General features: G+C 58.1%; 19 protein-coding genes. All 19 read left to right on the top strand.

Annotated features, from left to right (window positions below; genetic code table 11):
* Nucleotides 1–135: 135 nt before the first annotated feature.
* The 19 genes from R2R70_RS02270 (at nucleotide 136) to R2R70_RS02360 (ending at nucleotide 19,610) form a co-directional block, all read left to right on the top strand.
* Nucleotides 136–759, top strand: coding sequence for a hypothetical protein (locus tag R2R70_RS02270; protein ID WP_410977124.1), 624 nt, complete (start codon nucleotides 136–138; stop codon nucleotides 757–759).
* The gene (locus R2R70_RS02275) at nucleotides 759–2,003 is read left to right on the top strand and encodes a terminase large subunit domain-containing protein (RefSeq protein ID WP_410977125.1); all 1,245 of its coding nucleotides are present in this window, start codon (nucleotides 759–761) and stop codon (nucleotides 2,001–2,003) included. The genes R2R70_RS02270 and R2R70_RS02275 overlap by 1 nt, the downstream gene beginning before the upstream one ends.
* A 66-nt stretch (nucleotides 2,004–2,069) precedes the next feature.
* Nucleotides 2,070–3,605 (top strand): hypothetical protein, encoded by a 1,536-nt coding sequence (locus R2R70_RS02280; RefSeq protein WP_410977126.1) that lies wholly within the window; start codon nucleotides 2,070–2,072, stop codon nucleotides 3,603–3,605.
* A gap of 54 nt (nucleotides 3,606–3,659) precedes the next feature.
* Nucleotides 3,660–4,526: a DUF6651 domain-containing protein gene (locus tag R2R70_RS02285; protein ID WP_410977127.1), complete on the top strand. Its 867-nt coding sequence runs from the start codon at nucleotides 3,660–3,662 to the stop codon at nucleotides 4,524–4,526.
* 16 nt (nucleotides 4,527–4,542) lie between these two features.
* Nucleotides 4,543–5,433: a major capsid protein gene (locus tag R2R70_RS02290; protein WP_410977128.1), complete on the top strand. Its 891-nt coding sequence runs from the start codon at nucleotides 4,543–4,545 to the stop codon at nucleotides 5,431–5,433.
* A gap of 83 nt (nucleotides 5,434–5,516) precedes the next feature.
* The gene (locus R2R70_RS02295; RefSeq protein ID WP_410977129.1) at nucleotides 5,517–5,996 is read left to right on the top strand and encodes a hypothetical protein; all 480 of its coding nucleotides are present in this window, start codon (nucleotides 5,517–5,519) and stop codon (nucleotides 5,994–5,996) included.
* A 2-nt stretch (nucleotides 5,997–5,998) separates the two neighbouring features.
* Nucleotides 5,999–6,784, top strand: coding sequence for a hypothetical protein (locus R2R70_RS02300; RefSeq protein WP_410977130.1), 786 nt, complete (start codon nucleotides 5,999–6,001; stop codon nucleotides 6,782–6,784).
* The gene (locus R2R70_RS02305) at nucleotides 6,777–7,487 is read left to right on the top strand and encodes a hypothetical protein (RefSeq protein ID WP_410977131.1); all 711 of its coding nucleotides are present in this window, start codon (nucleotides 6,777–6,779) and stop codon (nucleotides 7,485–7,487) included. Before R2R70_RS02300 ends, R2R70_RS02305 begins: the two co-directional genes overlap by 8 nt.
* Nucleotides 7,488–7,856: 369 nt before the next feature.
* Entirely contained in the window at nucleotides 7,857–8,351 is a 495-nt protein-coding gene (locus R2R70_RS02310) for a hypothetical protein (RefSeq protein WP_410977132.1), read from the top strand.
* Nucleotides 8,348–8,731, top strand: coding sequence for a hypothetical protein (locus R2R70_RS02315; protein WP_410977133.1), 384 nt, complete (start codon nucleotides 8,348–8,350; stop codon nucleotides 8,729–8,731). Before R2R70_RS02310 ends, R2R70_RS02315 begins: the two co-directional genes overlap by 4 nt.
* Nucleotides 8,732–8,745: 14 nt before the next feature.
* Nucleotides 8,746–9,228: a hypothetical protein gene (locus tag R2R70_RS02320; protein WP_410977134.1), complete on the top strand. Its 483-nt coding sequence runs from the start codon at nucleotides 8,746–8,748 to the stop codon at nucleotides 9,226–9,228.
* Between the two features lie 89 nt (nucleotides 9,229–9,317).
* A complete protein-coding gene (locus tag R2R70_RS02325) occupies nucleotides 9,318–9,656 on the top strand; it encodes a hypothetical protein (protein WP_410977135.1) in 339 nt (112 codons plus the stop codon).
* Between the two features lie 86 nt (nucleotides 9,657–9,742).
* Nucleotides 9,743–10,000 carry a hypothetical protein gene (locus R2R70_RS02330; RefSeq protein ID WP_410977136.1) on the top strand — a complete coding sequence of 86 codons (258 nt, stop codon included), beginning with the start codon at nucleotides 9,743–9,745 and terminating at the stop codon, nucleotides 9,998–10,000.
* Nucleotides 9,993–13,190 (top strand): tape measure protein, encoded by a 3,198-nt coding sequence (locus tag R2R70_RS02335; protein WP_410977137.1) that lies wholly within the window; start codon nucleotides 9,993–9,995, stop codon nucleotides 13,188–13,190. The genes R2R70_RS02330 and R2R70_RS02335 overlap by 8 nt, the downstream gene beginning before the upstream one ends.
* The gene (locus R2R70_RS02340) at nucleotides 13,187–13,570 is read left to right on the top strand and encodes a hypothetical protein (protein ID WP_410977138.1); all 384 of its coding nucleotides are present in this window, start codon (nucleotides 13,187–13,189) and stop codon (nucleotides 13,568–13,570) included. The genes R2R70_RS02335 and R2R70_RS02340 overlap by 4 nt, the downstream gene beginning before the upstream one ends.
* Nucleotides 13,571–14,197, top strand: a complete 627-nt coding sequence (locus R2R70_RS02345) for a hypothetical protein (RefSeq protein ID WP_410977139.1) — start codon at nucleotides 13,571–13,573, stop codon at nucleotides 14,195–14,197.
* A 12-nt stretch (nucleotides 14,198–14,209) separates the two neighbouring features.
* Nucleotides 14,210–14,662 (top strand): NlpC/P60 family protein, encoded by a 453-nt coding sequence (locus tag R2R70_RS02350; protein WP_410977140.1) that lies wholly within the window; start codon nucleotides 14,210–14,212, stop codon nucleotides 14,660–14,662.
* Nucleotides 14,643–19,115, top strand: coding sequence for a phage tail protein (locus R2R70_RS02355; RefSeq protein ID WP_410977141.1), 4,473 nt, complete (start codon nucleotides 14,643–14,645; stop codon nucleotides 19,113–19,115). Before R2R70_RS02350 ends, R2R70_RS02355 begins: the two co-directional genes overlap by 20 nt.
* A 33-nt stretch (nucleotides 19,116–19,148) precedes the next feature.
* On the top strand, nucleotides 19,149–19,610 hold the full coding sequence (locus R2R70_RS02360) for a hypothetical protein (RefSeq protein ID WP_410977142.1): 462 nt from the start codon (nucleotides 19,149–19,151) through the stop codon (nucleotides 19,608–19,610).
* Nucleotide 19,611 lies beyond the last annotated feature (1 nt).

Consider the following 19,611-nt stretch of genomic DNA (forward strand, 5'->3'; position numbering starts at 1 on the left):
AACAATTGTGCTGCTGCTCCTGCCAACGCGAACAAAGCGTTCTGAGACGCGATAAGCGGAAAGACGAGTGTTTATTCGTCTGGATGCAGAAAACGTCGTCAGCGCGCTCCCTGAGCGATATGGAGCACATCACGCATGACTGAACAGATCAAAAAGCGAATGACCCCTGCGCAGTGGACGGAAGCACGCGCAATGTGGGCATCCGGCGAGTTCACCCTTGAGCAAATCTCGGAAAAGTTTGCCGTCACCCGCGAAACCCTGTCGCGGCGATTCAAGAAGGACGGCGTGGTCAAGGGCCAGAGCCAGGTCGATAAGCGGGTAGAGGAAGAGATCGTCCAGCAGGTCGTCAGCAATCAGGACAAGTGGGCAGAACGGGCCGAGCACGTCCGCGAAACCTACTACAAGACCGCCGAGACGATCCGCAACATGAACCTGAAGGTCATCGGCGATGCCATGAAGGGGCCAGGTGCCTTTTCCGCACAGCCAGACCTCAAGGCACTCGGGATGCTCATCAGCAACCTCGAAAAGCTGCGCGTCGGTCAGTTCGCCATCACCGGACTCGACAAAGAGCTTGCCGAGGATGACGAAATCCCCGAACTGCTGGTTCGCAGCCTGACCGACTCGGAAATCCAGTCGATTCGCGATGCCCAGTCGGCACCGCAGGAAGACGATGAGATCGAGCTGGGTGACGTGACGCCTTACCTCGAAGACCTGGCCGAAGAGGAAGAAGGCTTGGTCGTTGAGGGGGAGGAAGACTGATGGCTGCCATCGTTGACCTCTCGCTTCACAAGAAGCAGATGGAGGTCTATTCCTCTCGGCACCGATTCAAGGTTGTGGTCGCCGGCCGACGCTGGGGAAAGACCGCACTGTCCCGAACGATGATCCTTCGGGCTGCCATGAAGCCGCGTGCCCGCGTCTGGTATATCGCGCCGACATTCCGCATGGCGAAGCAGATCATGTGGGATGAAATGCTCGACTCGATCCCGAAGAAGTGGATCAGCAAGGTCAACCACTCATCCCTGACCGTCACGCTGAAGAACCGCACCGAGGTGTCACTGAAAGGCGCTGACCGCCCCGACACCCTCCGTGGTGTTGCCCTGGATTTCGTGGTGCTCGATGAGTTCCAGGATATGAAGGCGGATGTGTGGGTGAAGGTCATTCGACCGACGCTTTCCTCCACCCGAGGCGGTGCCATGATCATCGGCACACCTAAAGCGTTCAACTACCTCTACGAGCTGTGGAAGATCGGCCAGCGGCCTGAAATGCAGGCCCAGGGCCAGTGGAAGTCGTGGCAGTTCAAAACCTCAACCTCGCCGTTCATTCCGGTGGAGGAAATCGAAGCCGCTCGTGCCGATATGGACCCTAAGTCCTACGAGCAAGAGTATGAGGCATCGTTTAATACTATGTCAGGACGGGTCTACTACCCGTTTGACCGAACAATTCATACCGGCAAGTTCGAGTTCAATCCCGAGCTGCCTATCTGGATCGGGCAGGATTTCAACATCGACCCCATGTCATCGGTGGTCATGCAGCCCCAGCCCAACGGAGAGGTCTGGATCGTGGACGAGATCGTGCTTCCCTCGTCCAACACGGCAGAGGTCTGTGACGCACTGGAGCGCAAGTTCTGGCGCTGGCAGCACAACATCACGATCTATCCCGATCCTGCAGGCGGACAGCGACAGCACGCACGAGGGGAAACCGACCTCGATATCTTCCGTGATCGCGGCTTCAAGAAGATCAAGCACAAGCGCAAACATCCGCCAATTGCGGATCGCGTGAACTCGGTCAACTCCATGCTGATGACCACGACCGGCAAGATTCGACTCAGGGTCAACGAGTCCTGTCGGGAGACGATTGCGGCCTTCGAGCAGACGCTTTACAAGCCCGGCAGCCGTGACGTGGACAAGGCGGCAGGGGTCGAGCACGCGGCGGATGCGTTGGGATATTGCATCGAAATAGAGCATCCCCTGAAGAAACGCCGCGCTATGGGTATGTCTTATTGATTACATAGTAAGTAAGTGTTTACTTATCTCGATGCCTATGGTTGAATATTTGCCTATGGCTACAGGGTGGAACGCATGAATCTAAAGAAGGTAATTGAGCGGCGTCACCCCGAATACGACGGGCTGGTGAAGCACTGGAACTTCCTTGAGGCGACCTACAACGGTGGCCGGTCTTGGTTTGATGAAAATCTCTTCCAATACCACAAGGAAGGCTCCAATGAGCACAAAGACCGTCTGACTCGGGCCTACCGCTTCAATCACACTCGCGAGATCGTGAACCTCGTCAACAAGTATACCTTCCGCGGCGAAGTGAAACGCCAGGAAGAGCCGTCCAAGGAACTCGGTGAGTTCTGGAAGAAGGCAACTCGTGACGGGCGCACGATTGAGCAATTCATGCAGCAGGCGGACATCAAGTCCTCCACCTTTGGCCGCATCTGGATAGTCGTTGATTCCAATCTGGGACAGGAAGGCGCGATCTCGGTCGCTGACCAGAAAGCCTCCGGCGCACAGGTCTACGCCTACATCGTTCCCCCGACTCACATGCTCGACATGGGCTTTGATGACGACGGTGAAATGCTGTGGGCACTGATCTACGAGCCGAAGCGTGACGATGACGACCCCTTCACCTCATCCGGCAGCGTTCAGAAGCGTTGGCGCATTTGGACCAAAGAGAAATGGTTCCTGATCGCCGAGGAAGCTGAAGGCACGAAGATGAAATACGTGATGAAGGAAGAGGGCGACAATGCTCTCGGCGTCGTTCCTATCGTTCCGCTTGATGCACTGGGCAACCACGAGTCGGCCTACGCCTCTCCTGCATTGATCAACGACATCGCCTATCTCGACCGAGCGGTAGCTAACTACCTCTCGAATCTGGACGCCATCATCCAAGACCAGACCTTCTCGCAGCTGGCGATCCCGGCTCAGAACCTGGCCCCTGGTGAAGACGATTATCAGAAGATGGTCGAGATGGGCACCAAGCGTGTGTTCGTCTACGACGGCGAGGGTGGCGGTGGCCCGTTCTATCTGTCTCCTGACGTGAAGCAGGCCCACCTCATCGTCGATGTGATCTCCAAGATCATCAACGAGATTTACCACTCAGTCGGCGTTGCCGGCGAACGCACCAAGGCAGACAACAGCCAGGGAATCGACAATAGCTCGGGTGTGGCGAAAGCCTACGACTTCGAGCGGGTCAATTCCCTGCTGGCTGCCAAGTCCCGCGCTCTTCAGAAGGCCGAGAACGAGATTGCACGACTGGTGCAGCTTTACGCTGGCCTAGATGTCGCAGTAAGCGGTGACTTACAGCTGGTCAAGTATCCCGAGTCCTATGACGTTCGTGGCTTGACCGAAGAGTTCTCCATCAGTGAGCGCCTGATGCTGATCGAAGCGCCAGACGTGGTGCGTCGTGAGCAGATGCGAGCGCTGATCGACAAGCTCTTCCCGCACCTCAAGGCGGATATCCGTCGCGAGATCGAGAAAGAGCTGGAGAGCTACCCAGCAGCACCCGAGCCGGTCGGACTCAGCCCCTCCTTCGCCCTCCAGAGCGAAGAGCAGGAGCCAGAGGAAGACGACTCAAGCAGTGCCCAACAGTGGGTGAGCAAGTGACCGTCTCACCACACAAACCCCGACAGGCCAAGAGATAGGCCGTAGGAGATCGCAATGCCCTGGTTCATGAAGTTTCTCAACAACAGCCTGATGGATGCCGCTACCAGCGAAGGTTCCGCAGGTGGCACGGCCGGTTCCCAGGAAGCCCCCGAAGGCAAGCCTGCAATCGGTGACAGCGCGGAAAACGGCGGTGCCGGTGACGACAAGTCCGGTGAGAAGGCGGAGGACAAGTCCGAAGCTGACAAGCCGACAGATCGCGAAGCGCAGCTGCTCAAGGAAGTCATGGCGAAGAAGCAACTCGCCAAAGACCTCGAAGCAAAGCTGAAAGCCTTCGGTGATGTCACTCCTGAGCGTATCCAGTCCCTCATTACCGCTGAGCAAGAGCGTCAAGCCCAAGAGGCTGAGCGCGAAAAGCAGGACATGGAGAAGCGCGGTGAGTGGGATCGCCTGAAGGAAACCATCGTCGGTGAGCACCAGAAGGTGTTGGGCGAGAAGGACAACCAGATTTCTGAGCTTCTGGAGAAGCAGTCGGCCCTGTCCAAGCAGATCGAGGACATGACCATCGGCTCCGACTTCAGCAACTCACAGTTCATTACGAACGAGCTGCTGCTGACCCCGAGCAAGGCTCGTGTCGTCTACGGAAGCCACTTCGAGGTGAAGGACGGTCAGGTCGTGGCCTACGACAAGCCTGCCGGAGCCAAGGATCGCACGATGCTGGTCGATGGACGTGGCGAAGCTCTGAACTTCGACGCTGCCATCAAAAAGCTGGTCGATGCCGATCCTGAGCGAGATTCACTGATTCGTGCAAAGGCAAAGCCTGGCGTCGGATCAAACAAGCCCGAAGCGGGTGCCCCGAGTAAGTCTGTCGCCGCTGGCGTCAGTCGAATCTCTGCCGGCCTCGCCTCAACTTTATCCAAGTGATTGAGAGGTAAGAGTTATGCCTTTGCTGGTCGAAGAAGCTGCGAAACTGTCCGAAACGGATCTTCAGCGCGGTATTATCGAAGAGATCATCGACAAGGAAGACCTGCTGGCAGTGCTGCCGTTCGTCGGCACCTCCGGCAAGTCCTACGACTACATCCGTGAAGGCGGCCTGAGCGAAGCGACCTTCCTCAGCCCGTATGATGTTGTGCCGGAAGGCGCGTCTACCTTCGAGGAAGTCAGCACCAAGCTGCGCATCCTCGCGGGCGACGTGGATATCGACAAGTTCACCGCTGAAACTCAAAGCGACCTGAACGACCAGATCGCCATCCAGTTGCAGGGCAAGGCGAAAGGCATCACTCGCAAGTTCCGTCGTGCTCTGGCTCAGGGCGACTCCACCGTGGACACCAAGTCCTTCGATGGCGTCCTGAAGCTGGTCGATCCGAGCCAGGTGATTGCCGGTGGCGAAGCCGCTATGTCCTTCACCATGCTGGATGAGCTGCTGGACGCCGTGCCGAATGGTGCAGATGCCATCATGATGACCTCTGCTCACATCCGCGCTCTGCGTGCCCTGCTGCGTGCTACCGGCGGCCTGGAGCCGGCCCACGTCATGATGGAGAACTTCGGTCGCCCGATGCTGACCCATAACGGCGTGCCGATCCTGGTCAACGACTTCCTGCCGGTGACTGACAATGCTGGCAAGAAGTCTTCCACCATCGTCGCTGCTCGCCTGAACGAGTCTGACGGCCTGCACGGTATCTTCGGTGGCGCTTCTGCTGGTGTCCGTATGGAAGAAATCGGCACCCTCCAGAACAAGGATGCCATCCGCTACCGCGTGAAGTGGTATGCCGGTCTGGCTCTGAAGTCCACCAAGTCCCTGGCTACTGTCGATCAGGTCTTGGTCGGCTAATTTTTGAGCCGATAGAGTAAGTAAGTAGTGACTTAGGGGCAGCGAGGAAACTCACTGCCCCTTCTTACCATCAGGAGAGTGCTATGAAGGTGCGTATCGTAGAGCCGGCGCTGAGCAACTACACCGGCAAGATGTATGAGATTGGGTTCACTGATGGCGTCAGTGATCGCGACCTGTCCGCGCGTGAGGTGGAAATCATCGGTGCCTCCATGAAGGTCGAAGACCTCGAAGGGCAACAGGTTGGCGCGGGCGTCAAGCACATCCAGAACCGCCGCGTGATCCTGGGCGATGCCGTGAAGATCAACTTGGATATCTCCGAGAGCGTCAACGAGACGGTCGGCTTAGAAACGCTCGGTGAATTGCCGTTCGGGGAGGGCATCGTTCTGGCGGATGGCCCCAGCTATACCCGAGAGCAGCTGGAGTCCATCGCGGATGACCAGGGCATCGCCGGCCTGCGTGAAATTGCTGAGCCGATGGGTGTCACCGGCCGCTCCATCGTTGAGCTGATTGACCGCATCCTCGAAACCCAAAGCCTGATCCTCAGCGACAGCCCGAGCAGCTGATCATGAAGATCTATGACGCCGGAGAGTCGTTTGCACTGAAGGTGAACATCGAGGATGTCGGCATTCCTCAAGAGGGCACCTATCGCATCGTCGATCACGCTGGCGTCGTTGTTGTCCCCGAGAGCAGGTTGGAGGTTTTCGGGGATGACACGCACGCCGAGATCGACATTTCTCACACCATCACCACCCTGGCAGAAGGCGAGCGCCGCAAGATGCTCACCGTCGAGCTTGTGGTGTTCGGTCAGGATCAGGAGCGGTTCAAGTTCTTCGAATCCGTCCTGATTCAGAAGTCCAGCCAGCTTGAGGTGCCCACCGATTCCTTCATGACGGTGAACGAGGCCGTATTGGTGTCGATGGATATCTTCGGGGTGGATGACTGGTCAGCCGCGGATTCAGATGATCGTCGCCGGGCACTGATTGAAGCCACCCACCGCCTCAAGCAGCTGCGCTACAAGCTGTTCACCGAAGAGCCCTTCGATCACGTCGAGTTCGAAGCCATTGCCGACATCATTCCCTATGGCTTCGAGGGAATGACCAAGGAGCAGTTCGATGACCTTCCGCCGCGCTTCCTGCGTGACGTGAAGCTCGCGCTGGTCGTGGAGGCAAATGAGGTGCTGAGTGGTGATTCGGCACAGGAGAAGCGCAAGAGCGGCGTGCTGTCGGATACGGTCGGTGAGACAAGTCAGATGTTCCGCTCAGGCCGGCCGATGGACACCATCATCAGCAATCGCGCCATGTCTCACGTCAAGCGCTGGGTAGACACGGCATGGAGGGTTCGCCGTGGATGAAGACTTCAGCTACCTCGACGCCCTGGCAGCGCGTGCGGCCGACATAGACCACACGTTTTCCCAGGCACTCATTGGCTCCAAGGAAGGGGCCATTCAGACCACGAGAACGAGAGGACTGATCGGCAGCATGATCGGCAGTGCCTCAACCGAGTTTGAGCGTGCCAATCAGGCCCGAGCAGCGGCCATTCAGGACATTGCCGTCCAGATCACCCAACTGTCTATCGCTCATGCCGAGCATATTGTTGGTCTGGTGGCCGGCAGTGACATTCGCGATGTGGCCGAGCGTCACCTGAAGTTCACCCTAGACCGGCTCGATGCAGATGCCCGGCGCCGCGTCGAAACCCAGAATCTCAACATGCGCAGGATTTCCCTGCTCGCACGATCCATGCGCGACGCTAACGACTGGGACATGTCCTCATCGCTCCTGAGAGCGCGTGAGAGCGTCGATAGCAACAAATCCTTGTCGATGGACTCCAGAGGATATAAATCGCAGTCAGAGCGCTTCACGAAGCTGCACATCAGAGGACTCGGCGTCACGGTGCTGATCGACCTGATCATCATGATGTCCGATGCTCAGCAGTTCACGGTTTACGGCTTCGACGGCGAGATTCAGGGCGTCATGGAGCGTGACGAATACGAGGTGAACAGAGAGCAGCACTTCCACCCACAGGCACGTAGATATTTGGCTCCTGTTCGTAAGTAAGTGCTTACTTTTAATGGCGATGTAGGTAGAATGAATCATGTTCCGACCAAATACGTTCTGTTTTGTCAAGGAAAGAACCGGATTCGATGCCTGGGGAAAGGAAAAGCATGGCAACTCTCGCCGCGTCAGGTGCAGCGTTGTCCGGCTGAAGAACTCTCGGGTGAAGACTTCGGTTCGAGCGGATAGTTCGGCGTCACGCGGTAGGGGCCAGGAGGTCGAGTCCGACTCCATTGTGCTACTGCCGCCCAGTGTCGAGATCAATACCGGCGATCTGATTGAGATCATGGGCATGACCCTCGAAGTGGTCGGTATCGAACCTCGACTCAACATCATGGGTAGGCACGATCACAACGAAGTGAGCTTGAGCGCATGGGCCTCGAAGTAAAGGGAATCAAGAGCACCACTGTCCGGCTCGAAAACATCTTGGAGCGCAGCAACCGCAAGTCATACGACATCCTCAAGAAAGCCGCCGAGGAAGCCAAAAAGCGGATTGAGCTTCAGATGCACCGAGACACCGGATCAATGGAGAAAGCCTTGAGGATCAAGAAGGTTCTGGGTGCTGGCATCAATGGCCGAACCACCTACGAAATCTTCCTGAACCCAGAGGCCAGGCGTCGCCGTCCCAAGCGCGGAGGCGGGGTGTCTCGTCAGCGAGTCGTGACCTACGCCAAGCACCTTGAGTCGGGTGAATACAAGGGGCTGGGCAAGGGATCTAAGGCGAAGCAGGCGTCCATCACCGGCATTGATCAGACGCTCAGGGTCGGCCCAGGCTTCTTTGCCAGAAGCGTCAACTTCATTGAGGCGGTCTACGGCGAGAAGCTGCGTCGGGCGCTACAGGAAGAGAACAGGAAGCGACGGCCATGATCGAGCAGGCAATCATCGCAGCACTTCGGGAGAGCAGATTCGGTTTCGATGCCATCCCGATCTTCTTCAACCACATCCCCGAAGATGTCGAAGTCGGGGCAATGATCGACACGCCAATCCCAGGCTACGAGATTGATCCCGATTGGCCTGGCTACTTCAACGACATGACTGAGCTGGTCATCCGGCACCACGATCCCGAAGAGGGATTCAAGCTGTGTCGGGAGGCCATGAAGATTTTGACAGTGAGAAGCCAGACGTTCGACGGCTATCACTTCAATCACATTCGACCAGTGACCGAGCCTACGGCTTACCCCACTTCAACAAGTGGAACCCGTGAGTTCGCGATCAGGTTCGATTTTAGCTGTTACCGAATCGACTGAATCAGGAGGCCATAATGGCTCGCGAGAACATCAAGCTCGGCGCTTGTAACGTCACTTTCAAAGGCACTGCTCTGGGTCTGACCAAGGGCGGCGTGGAGGTCAGTGTCGAAACCACCACTTATCCGATCACCGTCGATCAGCACGGCGAGACTGTGATTGACGAGTTCATCACCAAGCGCACCTTCAAGGTGACGGTGCCGATGGCTGAAACCACCATCGCGCTGCTGGGTCTGGCACTGCCGGGATCGTCTGTGGATAGCGGCCAGCTGGTCGTGAAGGATGCGGTCGGCCTGTCCCTGATCGACACCGCAGGTGCGCTTGAGCTGATTCCGACTGGCGGTGGCGGCTCCGATGAGCCTGTCAGCTTCCCGAAGGCGAACACTGCCGGCAACTTCAGCTTCGCCTACCGCCACAACGAAGAGCGTATCTACAGCGTCGAGTTCATGATCTACCCCGAAGACGACGGCACCCTGGGCCGCTTCGGCACATCTGCTTGATAATTTTGGCTGGCATGTAAGTCAGCACTTACTTATCATAGAGGGGGCCAACTGGCTCCCTCTTTTTTTGCCATCAGTAAGGATCACCTATGACCGACATTCTGAATCTCGACGAGCTGAGCAACGTAGTGAAGCAGTTCACCTACAAGGGTGAAACCTACGACATCTGCGAGATCAGCCTGGGTGACTTCATTCAGCTGACTGCCGAGCAGAAGAAGCTCGAAGCCAGCGAAAAGAAGGGCACCATCACCGAACACGAAATGGCTGCCAGCTACCGCACCAACATCCGTCGCATGGTGCCTGGCATCACCGATGAGGTCATCAACACGATGACGATGCGCCAGCTGAAAGCGCTTCTGGACTTCATCAACACCGCTGCCATTGATCAGCAGGTCGTGAACGAAGCAGAAGAACAGGCAAAAAAGTAAGCGGGGCAGGTGAATCAGACGAACAGCCGGGGATTGAGAGCATCGACCTCGGCTTTTTTATCTCTCGCGTCATGCGGTTCTACTCGATGAGTCACGAGAGCGTCTATGCCCTGCCCCTGACGACGTTCTGGATGCTCGACAGAAACATCTCCCGTATCAAGGCCGAAGAAGATCAGCGCCAACTCCGACTCTCCCTCGTTGCTCAAGCAGGCGACCAAGAAGCGATCAAGGACTACATGACCGAGCTGTCCACGGCGGTCGGGAATCCTGTGATTCAAAAGGCCGCTATGGAACAGGGCGCTATGAACCGCCTGAAGGTTCTCATGGGAGTGCAAGATGAGTAGTGATATCACCTTTGTCCTGTCGCTAGACGACCAGGACTTCAGGGTTGGTCTGAAGAACGCCGAGAAGCTGGTGAAGAACTTCGGCAACCGCGCGGGAGGTGCAGGGGGTGCATCAGGTCAGGTAGACAAGCTCACCTTCTCCATCGACAGCTTCGCGGCCAAGACACGCGACCTAACCGTTATCCTCGCCACTGCCCAGGCGGCCATGCAGACCCTCTTCAATGCCACGTTCGGCTGGCAGAAGGTCATCATGGATGCGGCCGGCGAGATCGAGAAGTTGCAGGTCATGATGCGCGGTATGTCCGAGGAATCAGGGACAGCCGCACGCGAACTTGATGCCCTGGCGGCGTCCAAGTTCATCACCGATTTCGCGCAGAACGCCCCCTTCAGAATGGAGGCGCTGACCGATACCTTCGTCAAGCTCAAGACGGTCGGTATCGACCCCACCGACGGCACCATGCGTGCCCTGACAGACTCCGTTTCCCAGTTCGGCGGAAGCTCCGAAATCCTCAAGCGTGCCTCTATTGCCATCCAACAGATGATGGGTAAAGGGGTAATCTCGATGGAGGAGCTTCGTCAGCAATTGGGAGAGGCGGTTCCTGATGCCATGCAGATCATGGCGCGCTCCATGAACCTGACGATGGCCGAACTCGTCGGCAAGATTGAGTCGGGCACTGTGGAGTCCAAGACAGCCATCGAGAAGATGATGGCGGAAATGGCGCTCTACTACGACGGTGCCGGCACTCGAATGATGAGCACCTGGCAGGGTGTCCTTCAGTCGATGGAAACCCGCTGGAAGCTGTTCTTGGGCGTGATCGCAGGCGACACGAATGACGGCAGCAGCTACTTCAGCACCGTCAAGGAAATGGCGGATGAGCTGTCACAGTGGTTCGTCAGCTCCGAGGCCAAGGTCTTTGCGACCCAGATCAGTGACGCGATGGCGACGATGGCGAAGTCCTTCCGTGACGCCACCGTCCTCGTCTACCAGAACCGCGACGCACTCCTGGCTATCGGCAAGGTGATGGCTGTCTGGTTCCTCAGCTCTCGGATTTCGGCTGGCTTGGCCTCCATGATGGCTGGCCTGAATGGCATCGCTGGCTCTACCACCATGCTCGGCGTGGCCACGGCCAACTACACCCGCCACAAGGTCGCTGCCACTGCCGCAATGGCAAACTTCACCTCTGTCAGCGCTGCGATGCGTGCTGCGATCACCGGCAACACTGCCGCCATGACAGCTCTGTCCGCAGCCAGCGGCCGCATGGGTCTGGCCTTCGCATCCCTGGCAGGCCCAATCGGCATGGCCGTTGCCCTGATCGGCACCGCCGCCTACGCCATCTTCTCTCTGCGCACCGATATCGACGACCTGCGGGACTCGATCATCAAGACGCAGGGCATGATGAACAACACCGATGACCTCAAGACGCTGCGTGATGAGCGGGTGTCACTGCAAAAAGAGCTTGATGCCATCGAGAAGCGCATGAATGCGCCTGTGAACCCGCGTCGAGTGGTGGGTCGCGGCGATATTGTGACTGGCCGTCAGCAGGAGCTTGAAGACAAGAAGCGTCTTGATGAGGTCAAGAAGGAGCTTGCCGAGACAGAAAAGGCTATCGAGACACTGAGCGATGGGCTGTATACCCGAGCGGTAGAGGGTGCGACGGCCAGCGTGAACCGCAAGCTCGAAGTCGCCTTCACGCCCATCAATGCCCAGATGAAGAAGTTCCGCATGAGCATGGATGAGGAGCTGAAGGCTGCTGCCGGCGACAATGCGGCGGTCGATGAGGTGACTCGCAAGACCCTGGAGGCGAACACTCGCTTCTACGAGCAGAAGATGGCGAAGATCACGGAGATGCGTGCCGAGCTGAATGCCGAGCGTGCGTCCCTCGCCAAAGACGAATCGGACGAAAGCCGTAACCGCCTGGCTGAGATCGACGCTTCACTGGCCGCACTTGTGGATCGCGAGGCTCGCGTCAACCAGACACACAACGACTTCGCGAACGCCTACTCGAAGGCCAACGCCTACATCATCAAGCCGACCGATGAGCGTGATTCCAAGCGAGCCCTTGCCTCTATCGAGAAGATGTATGACGCGCTGCGCATCAAGCAGGCCAACCTCGGTGCCAAGATTGCCAACGCCAACCCCGAGCTGTCCAAGCTCAATGAGCGCATCAGCCAGATTCGCTCGAACCTGAAGCCGGAAGAGATCAACGCTTTCGACCGCATCGCCGCGTCTGCCCGTAGCGTCGCAGCCGAGATTGATCGCGTGAAGCGTCTGGAGAAGGCACGCAATGACGGCGAGCGGGCCTACACCCGACTGCTCAATGACACCGCCTCCAGCATCGACAACAACGCTCGGTCACGCGCCCTGGCGGCCAAGGCAAGCACGCTGGCTCTGGAGAACGAGCACAAGGCTTACAAGGAGCTGATCGAAGAGATGAAGGCGGCAGGTGCGCCGGAAGCTCAGATCGCCCAGATGCAGGCCGCTGTCGCTGAGAACTACGAGGCCAACATCGAGAAGATCCGCCGCGACTCTCTGTCCAGCTGGGACAAGATGCTCGAAGACATGGGCGACTTCTCGGCAGATTGGGTGAACGTCTGGGATGACGCCATGAGCCAGGCGACCGACAGCCTCGCGTCGTTCGTCAAGGAGGGCAAGCTGAACTTCGCTGACCTGGCCTCCAGCATCATCGAGCAAATCCTGAAGATCAGCCTCCAGAAAGCCATCGTGGAGCCGGCAGCCGGTCTACTGGATATCGGCGCCAGCATGGCGAGCGCCTATTTCGGTGGCCCGACGAGCTATGCAGACGGCGGCGGATTCGGCTCACAGATCATGACCGGCCCAACCACCGGCAGTGCCAACGGCAACGTCATGACAGAACTCGGCCCTGCAAAGCTGAACATGTATGCCAACGGCGGGATTGCACGCTCACCGCAGGTATCCGTGTTTGGAGAGGGCGCACGACCCGAAGCCTACGTGCCGCTGCCAGACGGCCGCACCATCCCCGTCACCATGCAGGGCGGCAACTCGGCACCCAACGTCCAGTTCAACTTGATCAACCAATCCGGCCAACAGGTAGAGGCCCAGCAGACAGGCAGCAGCTTCGATGGTGAGAAGTTCGTCCTCGATGTCGTGCTGACGGCAGTGAACCGGCCAGGCACCTTCCGTGACGGTATGAAAGGAGCGATGAAATGACCGCTTACGCCACGATGCCGAACTTCGGCAGCAACTCCAATCTGACCAAGGAGGACTCATCGAAGTATTCCGAGTCCTCCGAGAGCAATGCCATCAGCGAGAAGACGGAGAGCGGATACACCATCACCCGCGCCCGCTTCAAACAGCCGCGGCGTCGCACCTTTGAAACCGCCTTCACCAATCTGAGGGAGTCCGAGAAGCTGGAGCTACAGGATTTCGAGGAAGAGGTGGGCGGGATCATCACGCCGTTCTACTGGCGCAACCCGCAGAGCCTTGAGCTGATCCTTGTGCAGTTCATGGAGCCGCTGAAGTTCTCATACTCCGGCACCGGGGTTTCCCGTCGCTGGAACGTGTCTGGCATCAAACTGAGGGAGGTGTAAATGGCCCGTCATCACTCCGTCGCCACCGTCATCGACAAGAACAAGATCGCCTCCCTGGAGGCGTTCATTCCGATGCTGGAGATCGAGGTCATCGACCACAAGACCGGCAATCTGGTCGAGACACTGCGCATCTGTCGGAATGGCAATCACGACATCACCTATCAGGGGAAGCTCTATGCCACCACCGACTTCAACCTGACCTACAAGACCGAGATCGACCAGCCAGGCGAAGTCTCGCTGTCGTTCTTCGACCGCACAGGGGTCATCACCCGCTACATGCAGATTTATCGTGGCGGTGTCGGGTTCGGCGTCACGCTGTTCTTCGTCAACACGGGCAACATGAGTCAGCCGCCGGAGTTCAAGGAACGCTACTCAGTCCGCACGGCCTCGGCCAAGAGCAGCGACTACACCGTGTCCTTCACGCTGGGCATGGAGAACCCTCTGGCGATGCGTATCCCGCGCCGGACTCAGCGCAAGGATCGTTGTCAGTGGCGCTACAAGGGCGATCAGTGTCGGTATTCCGGCTCACTGCCTTCGTGTGACTACTCGCTACAGGGTGCCAACGGCTGTGCCGTCCACAATAACCAGGCCAACTTCGGAGCATTCCCTGGGATCAACTCCCAGTGATATGATAAGTAAATGGTTACTTACGCTGATCTTCTGAACGCACGCTTTGAATACAACGGACGCGGTGAGAACGGAACCTACGATTGCTACGGCCTCTGCATGGAGGTCGGGCGTCGGATGGGGAAGGAATTGCCTGAGATTCTGACACCCCGCGGCTTCATGAAGATGCAGGACTTGTTGGTCGATGAGACGGAAAACGGGGTGCGCTGGCGCCCCGTTCCTGCATCAGAAGGAACGTGGGGAACAATCGAGGGCACTCCAAGGAGCGGCCCGCCGATCACTTACGGGATCAAGGAAGGGGCAATCGTCTACTTCCGCGTGAAGGGGCTTCTGGCCCACGTTGGCATCATCATCGGCCCCGACAGGTTCATTCATGCCTGGGAGCAGGCCGGCGGTGTTGCGGTAGAGCGGTTATCAATGTGGAAAACCCGTCTGGTGGGCATCTATGAGCACAAAACTGATTGAAGCCGAGCAGGTGGACGACAAGTTCGTCAATCTGGTTGTGATCTATAACGCACTCGATATGCGAGACAGGCAGGAGGCCAAGCTGGCCTATGCCGAAGGCAAGACGCTCGCGGACTACATGCAAGGGCTGCCTGACCCTGAACAGTGGTCAGTGTCAGTCAACGCCGAGCCGTATGCTGCCGAGGACTGGGCCAGCGTGACGCCCTCGGCAGACGACTACATCACGGTTGTCCCGATTCCTCATGGTGGCGGCGACAGCAAGGGCATTCTGCGCATGGTGGCGATGATCGCGATCACCATCGTTGCGCCGTATGCAGGTGCCGCCATGATGGGCACGACAGTGGGTGCGATGGGTGTCGGTGGCGCTGCCCTGGCTGCCGGTATCACCGCTGTTGGTGGCGTCCTGGTGAACTCGCTGTTGCCACCGGCCACACCCTCTACCAACTCGCCTTCTGATCAGTCCGAGACGCCGACTTACGGTATCGACGGGGCCAAGAACACGCAGACGGAAGACACGGTGATTCCGCTGGTCTACGGCGAGTTCCGAGTGGCCGGCAACTTCGTCAACGTCAAGACCGAGAACGTCGATGACACCCAGATCGTCTATGCGCAAGCAGTGGTGTCAGAGGGCGAGATCGAGAGCATCACGGACTTCCAGATCGAAGAGCAGCCCATCTCGAACTATGAGGATGTCGAGACGGTGGTTCGCCTGGGCGAGACGGATCAGTCCGTGGTGGGCTGGTTTGCCGATAGCGTCTCGATGGTCAACAAGAGCAACACCCTGACGACCGACTGGACAGTCCACACCACTGTCGGTGAGGTCGATGGCCTGCGCATGGACGTAGTGTTCCCGCAGGGGCTGTCCAATATCGACGACAAGGATGGCGAGCGGAAAAACCGATCTGTCAGCCTTCAGATGCAGTATCGCAAGACTGGCACCTCCAGCTGGACGACGGTGGAGGCCCAGCAGTATCGCCAGCTGACCAACACCACGATTCCGAAGAAGTCTGGCCGACTGCGTGTCGAATACAGCCAGAGCTTTACCGGAGACACGAACGTCACCGTCTCGGGGTCAATCTTCATCCGTCGCAAGGGCACGAGCGCCTGGTCAAAGCAGGACACTCAGACCAAGACCATCCTGATGCACACGGGCCGCGGATTCCTCGATGGCGTGTTCTATGTGGCGATGCCCTCAGATGCCTACTCCAATGAGTATGAATACAAGCTGGAGTGGCAGGGCGCTGATCCTGACATCACCGCGTCGGCCTACTACGAAGTGTCCCCGACGATCACAGCCAAGACGAGCCAGCCGCTTCGTCGCTCATTCATGACCGGCATCTTGCCCGAGGCTCGCTACGACATCCGCATCCGCCGCACCAATGATGAGGCCGAGTCTGACTATGCCTATGATCAGGTGGTGTTGTCTGATGTCGCCGAGATCATCAATGAGCGCGTTCGCTACAACCACACGGCCTTCTATGGCATCAAGGTTCGCCTGACCGATCAGCTCAACGGCCTGCCTCAGATGACCGCCCTGGTGCGCGGCATTAAGCTCAATGAGTATGACCGCAGCGGCAAGTGGCTTCGCAAGCGCTGGTCGGCCAATCCGGCGTGGATCACGCTCGACATGATCACCAACCCTGTCTACGGCGCGGCAATGGACATCTCTCGCGTGGACATGCCGATGTTCGTCGAGTGGGCAGAGTTCTGTGAAGAGAATGACCTGACCTTCAATGCCACGCTCGACACCTTCTCGAACGTCTGGGATGCCGCACAGATGGTCTTGCGTGTCGGCCATGCCCGATTTACCACCATCGGCAACGTCATCAGCCTGTCGCTGTATCGCAAGAGTGACCCGGTGATGATGTTCGGCACCGGCAACATCCTCGAAGGCACGCTGAGCCTCAGCTGGCAGTCCCTGGAAGAGCGCTCCAACGAGTTCGAGGTCGAGTATTACGACCGCGAGGACGGCAACCGCCAGAACACCGTGCGTGTCGTCAATGAAGACGCCCTGGCGCGGGGTGAAGTGCAGCGCATCTCCACCACCCGCATGATCGGCATCGACAATCAGGCCCAGGCGCTCAAGGAGGCTCACTTCCAGAAGGCGCTCAACGAGGCACTGGTCATGTCCGGCTCCTTCGAGGCGTCCGTCGAGTCCCTGGCGTGTGGCGTGGGTGACGTGGTGCTGCTTCAGCACGACATGCCGGAGTGGGGCGAGTCCGGTCGCACCAAGCCTGGCTCCACCAAGACCAACATCGTCGTGGATCGTCCGCTGACCATCGGCGCGACCCCGAAAAGCAGCTCGCTTCTCATCATTCATCCGGCGATCAAGCGTGCGACCGGCACGATCAGCATCCACACCTCAAACACCAACACGATCTACATCACGGGCGTCTCGACCTCTCTGAAGGCCAAGCGCGTGAAAAAGGGCTCGCTCGACCTGCTGATCCGCAACATCTCGTCCAATGGCGGCTATCTGGAGGTCACGCTTGAGGACAGTTCGGGCCTGAAGGTGAATGACAGTGTTGAGTTGTGGGATACCGATGTCATCGAGTCCCGCACGATCTCGTCCTATGTCAGCTCAACCAACACCGTGAAGCTGTCGGGGCCGCTGTCTGTCGTTCCCGAAGACTTCTCGAACTACATGGTCGGCACCACGAATGCCGTCGCCAAGCCGGTGTCCATCACCAGCATCTCCGGCGATGCCGAGCACAAGCGCACAGTCGGCTTCATCGAATACAACGAAACGGTCTTCGATCCCGAGAACGTCACCGAGACGCCGATCTATACCCGTCCGGTCACGGCAGTGGGGCAGGTTCGCGACCTCACGGTGACGGAAGAACTGACGCTCCAGTCCGGCACCCTGATTACTGATGTGATCGTGATGTGGACGCAGCCGGAAGATGGCAACTATGCGGGGGCGAAGGTCTATGCCTCTCGTAACTCCGGCGAGATGCGTCAGATCGGAACAGCCAGTGCAGGCTCCACGCGCTATTCAACTCAGGCGACCATCGGTGAGTCGATCCGCTTCAAGGTGGTAGCTTTCGATGGCGGCGGCCGCTCAGCCAACTACGCCAATGCGCCGACCTGGCTGCATACCGTAGAGGGCGCATCTGCACCACCTGCTGCTGTCGAAGATTTCACTGTCGAGAAGGGGCTGGGCGGTGTCGAGTTCACCTGGAAGGCATCTCCAGAGATCGACGTGACCGGCTACGAGATTCGCGAGGGCGGCACCTGGGAGACAGGCACTCCGCTGATCGAGGACTACGCAGGGAACCGCTTCTTCACCACGAAGAAGAAGGGCGGGTTCTACACCTATCACATCAAGGCCATCGACATGCTGCGGGTGCAGTCGGAAGAGCCGACGACCGCTGTGCTGTCACTGCCGGCACCGTCCATCGTGACAGGCTTCACGTCTGTTCAGAACGGCGATCAGGTCATCCTTCAGTGGCGCATCAACCCAGAGATCGACGTGACGGGCTATGAGATTCGTCAGGGGAGCAGCTGGGCGAACTCGAAGCACGTCGCTCACGTCTCGGGAACGTCGCTCACGGTGCCTGCTGGGGCGTCTGAGTCGCAGTCGTATTTGATCAAGGCATACGACTCAGCAGGCGTCGAGTCCACGTCAGCGGCTCGCGTAAGCCAGATCGTCACCCGCAGCCAGAGCTACAACGCCATCTACGAGGTGGACGCAACAGCAGCGGGCTACGGTGGTGACACAGTGGGCATGGATCGCGTGTCGGGTCGTCTGGAGTCGGATGGCGGCGAATATAGCGAATACACCCAGAAGCTGCTCTTGCCAAAGCGATATAACGCGATGGTTGTCACCAAGGAGATCGTCGCACTCAAGTCAGCCGACAAGCGCACTTGGGCCGACATGACCTTCACTTGGAGATCGACCAGCGCCAAGACGCCCTGGTTCCCGACTGAAGAGGGCGATGACCTGTCACTGAGCAAGGAAATCACCACCTACATCGGGCCGGAGGCGAACGACGTGGCGGCCTGGACGCTCGACACCAAGAACTCGGCTCCTGACTACGGAAGCGGCTCGCTGCATGAAAAGAACTCAGGGACGAATACAGGCGGGCGATTCGGCTACGGCATCTACGTGAACAACACCACGTCGGAGCTTCAGGCGAACTTCGATGGCAACGGAGATACCGCGACCTGGTGGATGTCCTACAGGGGTGCCGGCAACCAGATCGGCCGACTCATTGGCTCCAATGGCGAGATCACGATTTCCATCTGGGGTGGCCGCCTGAGATTTTCGGGAGCATCGGGCAAGACGATCACAACCCAGCTGACGCTCAAGCACCTCTACAACTACTTCATCTTCGCAGCCAATATCGGCGGCAAAGTGAAGGTGTTTGTGGGCTGTCTGGAGACGCAGGACACGGCTGAGCTTGAGGCGACGGTGGATATCGGCACCTTGAGCGCTATCAAATTGGCCTGATATACTAAGTAAACACTTACTTATGAGGATGTCATGAATCTCAAGGGCATTTTTTCTGATCTGAAGATCATGACATCCGGCTCAATGCCCAGCTCGAACTCGATTCAGAACCTGTTCGAGTCAAGCGCACCGCCGGGGTATGACGGGTTTCGGCCTTTCATCCCCGGCTACTACGACTTCCAGAAGGCCATCTTTAAGCACTCTGTGAGAGCGAAATCGGGCACGCCGATCCTGTCGGGCCTGGTTTACACCGTAGACATGCCGGATGTCGTGGATCGGGGCCAGGCGACTGTAGCTGCCGGTCAATTCAAGCAGGTCAACTTCTCGAAGCGATACACCGTCCCGCCTGAGATCGGCCATTCAATCATCTCGATCAGCGAATATTCCATCGTGAAGGTTGAGTCGATCACCGAGACAGGATTCGTGTTCAGCCTGCTCAACGCCGCCAACGAGAAGGTTGCCGGCACAATCTCTTGGACTTCTACGGGCTACTGAT

It is taken from the genome of Cobetia sp. SIMBA_158 (assembly GCF_046566945.1).
GTDB lineage: Bacteria > Pseudomonadota > Gammaproteobacteria > Pseudomonadales > Halomonadaceae > Cobetia > Cobetia amphilecti.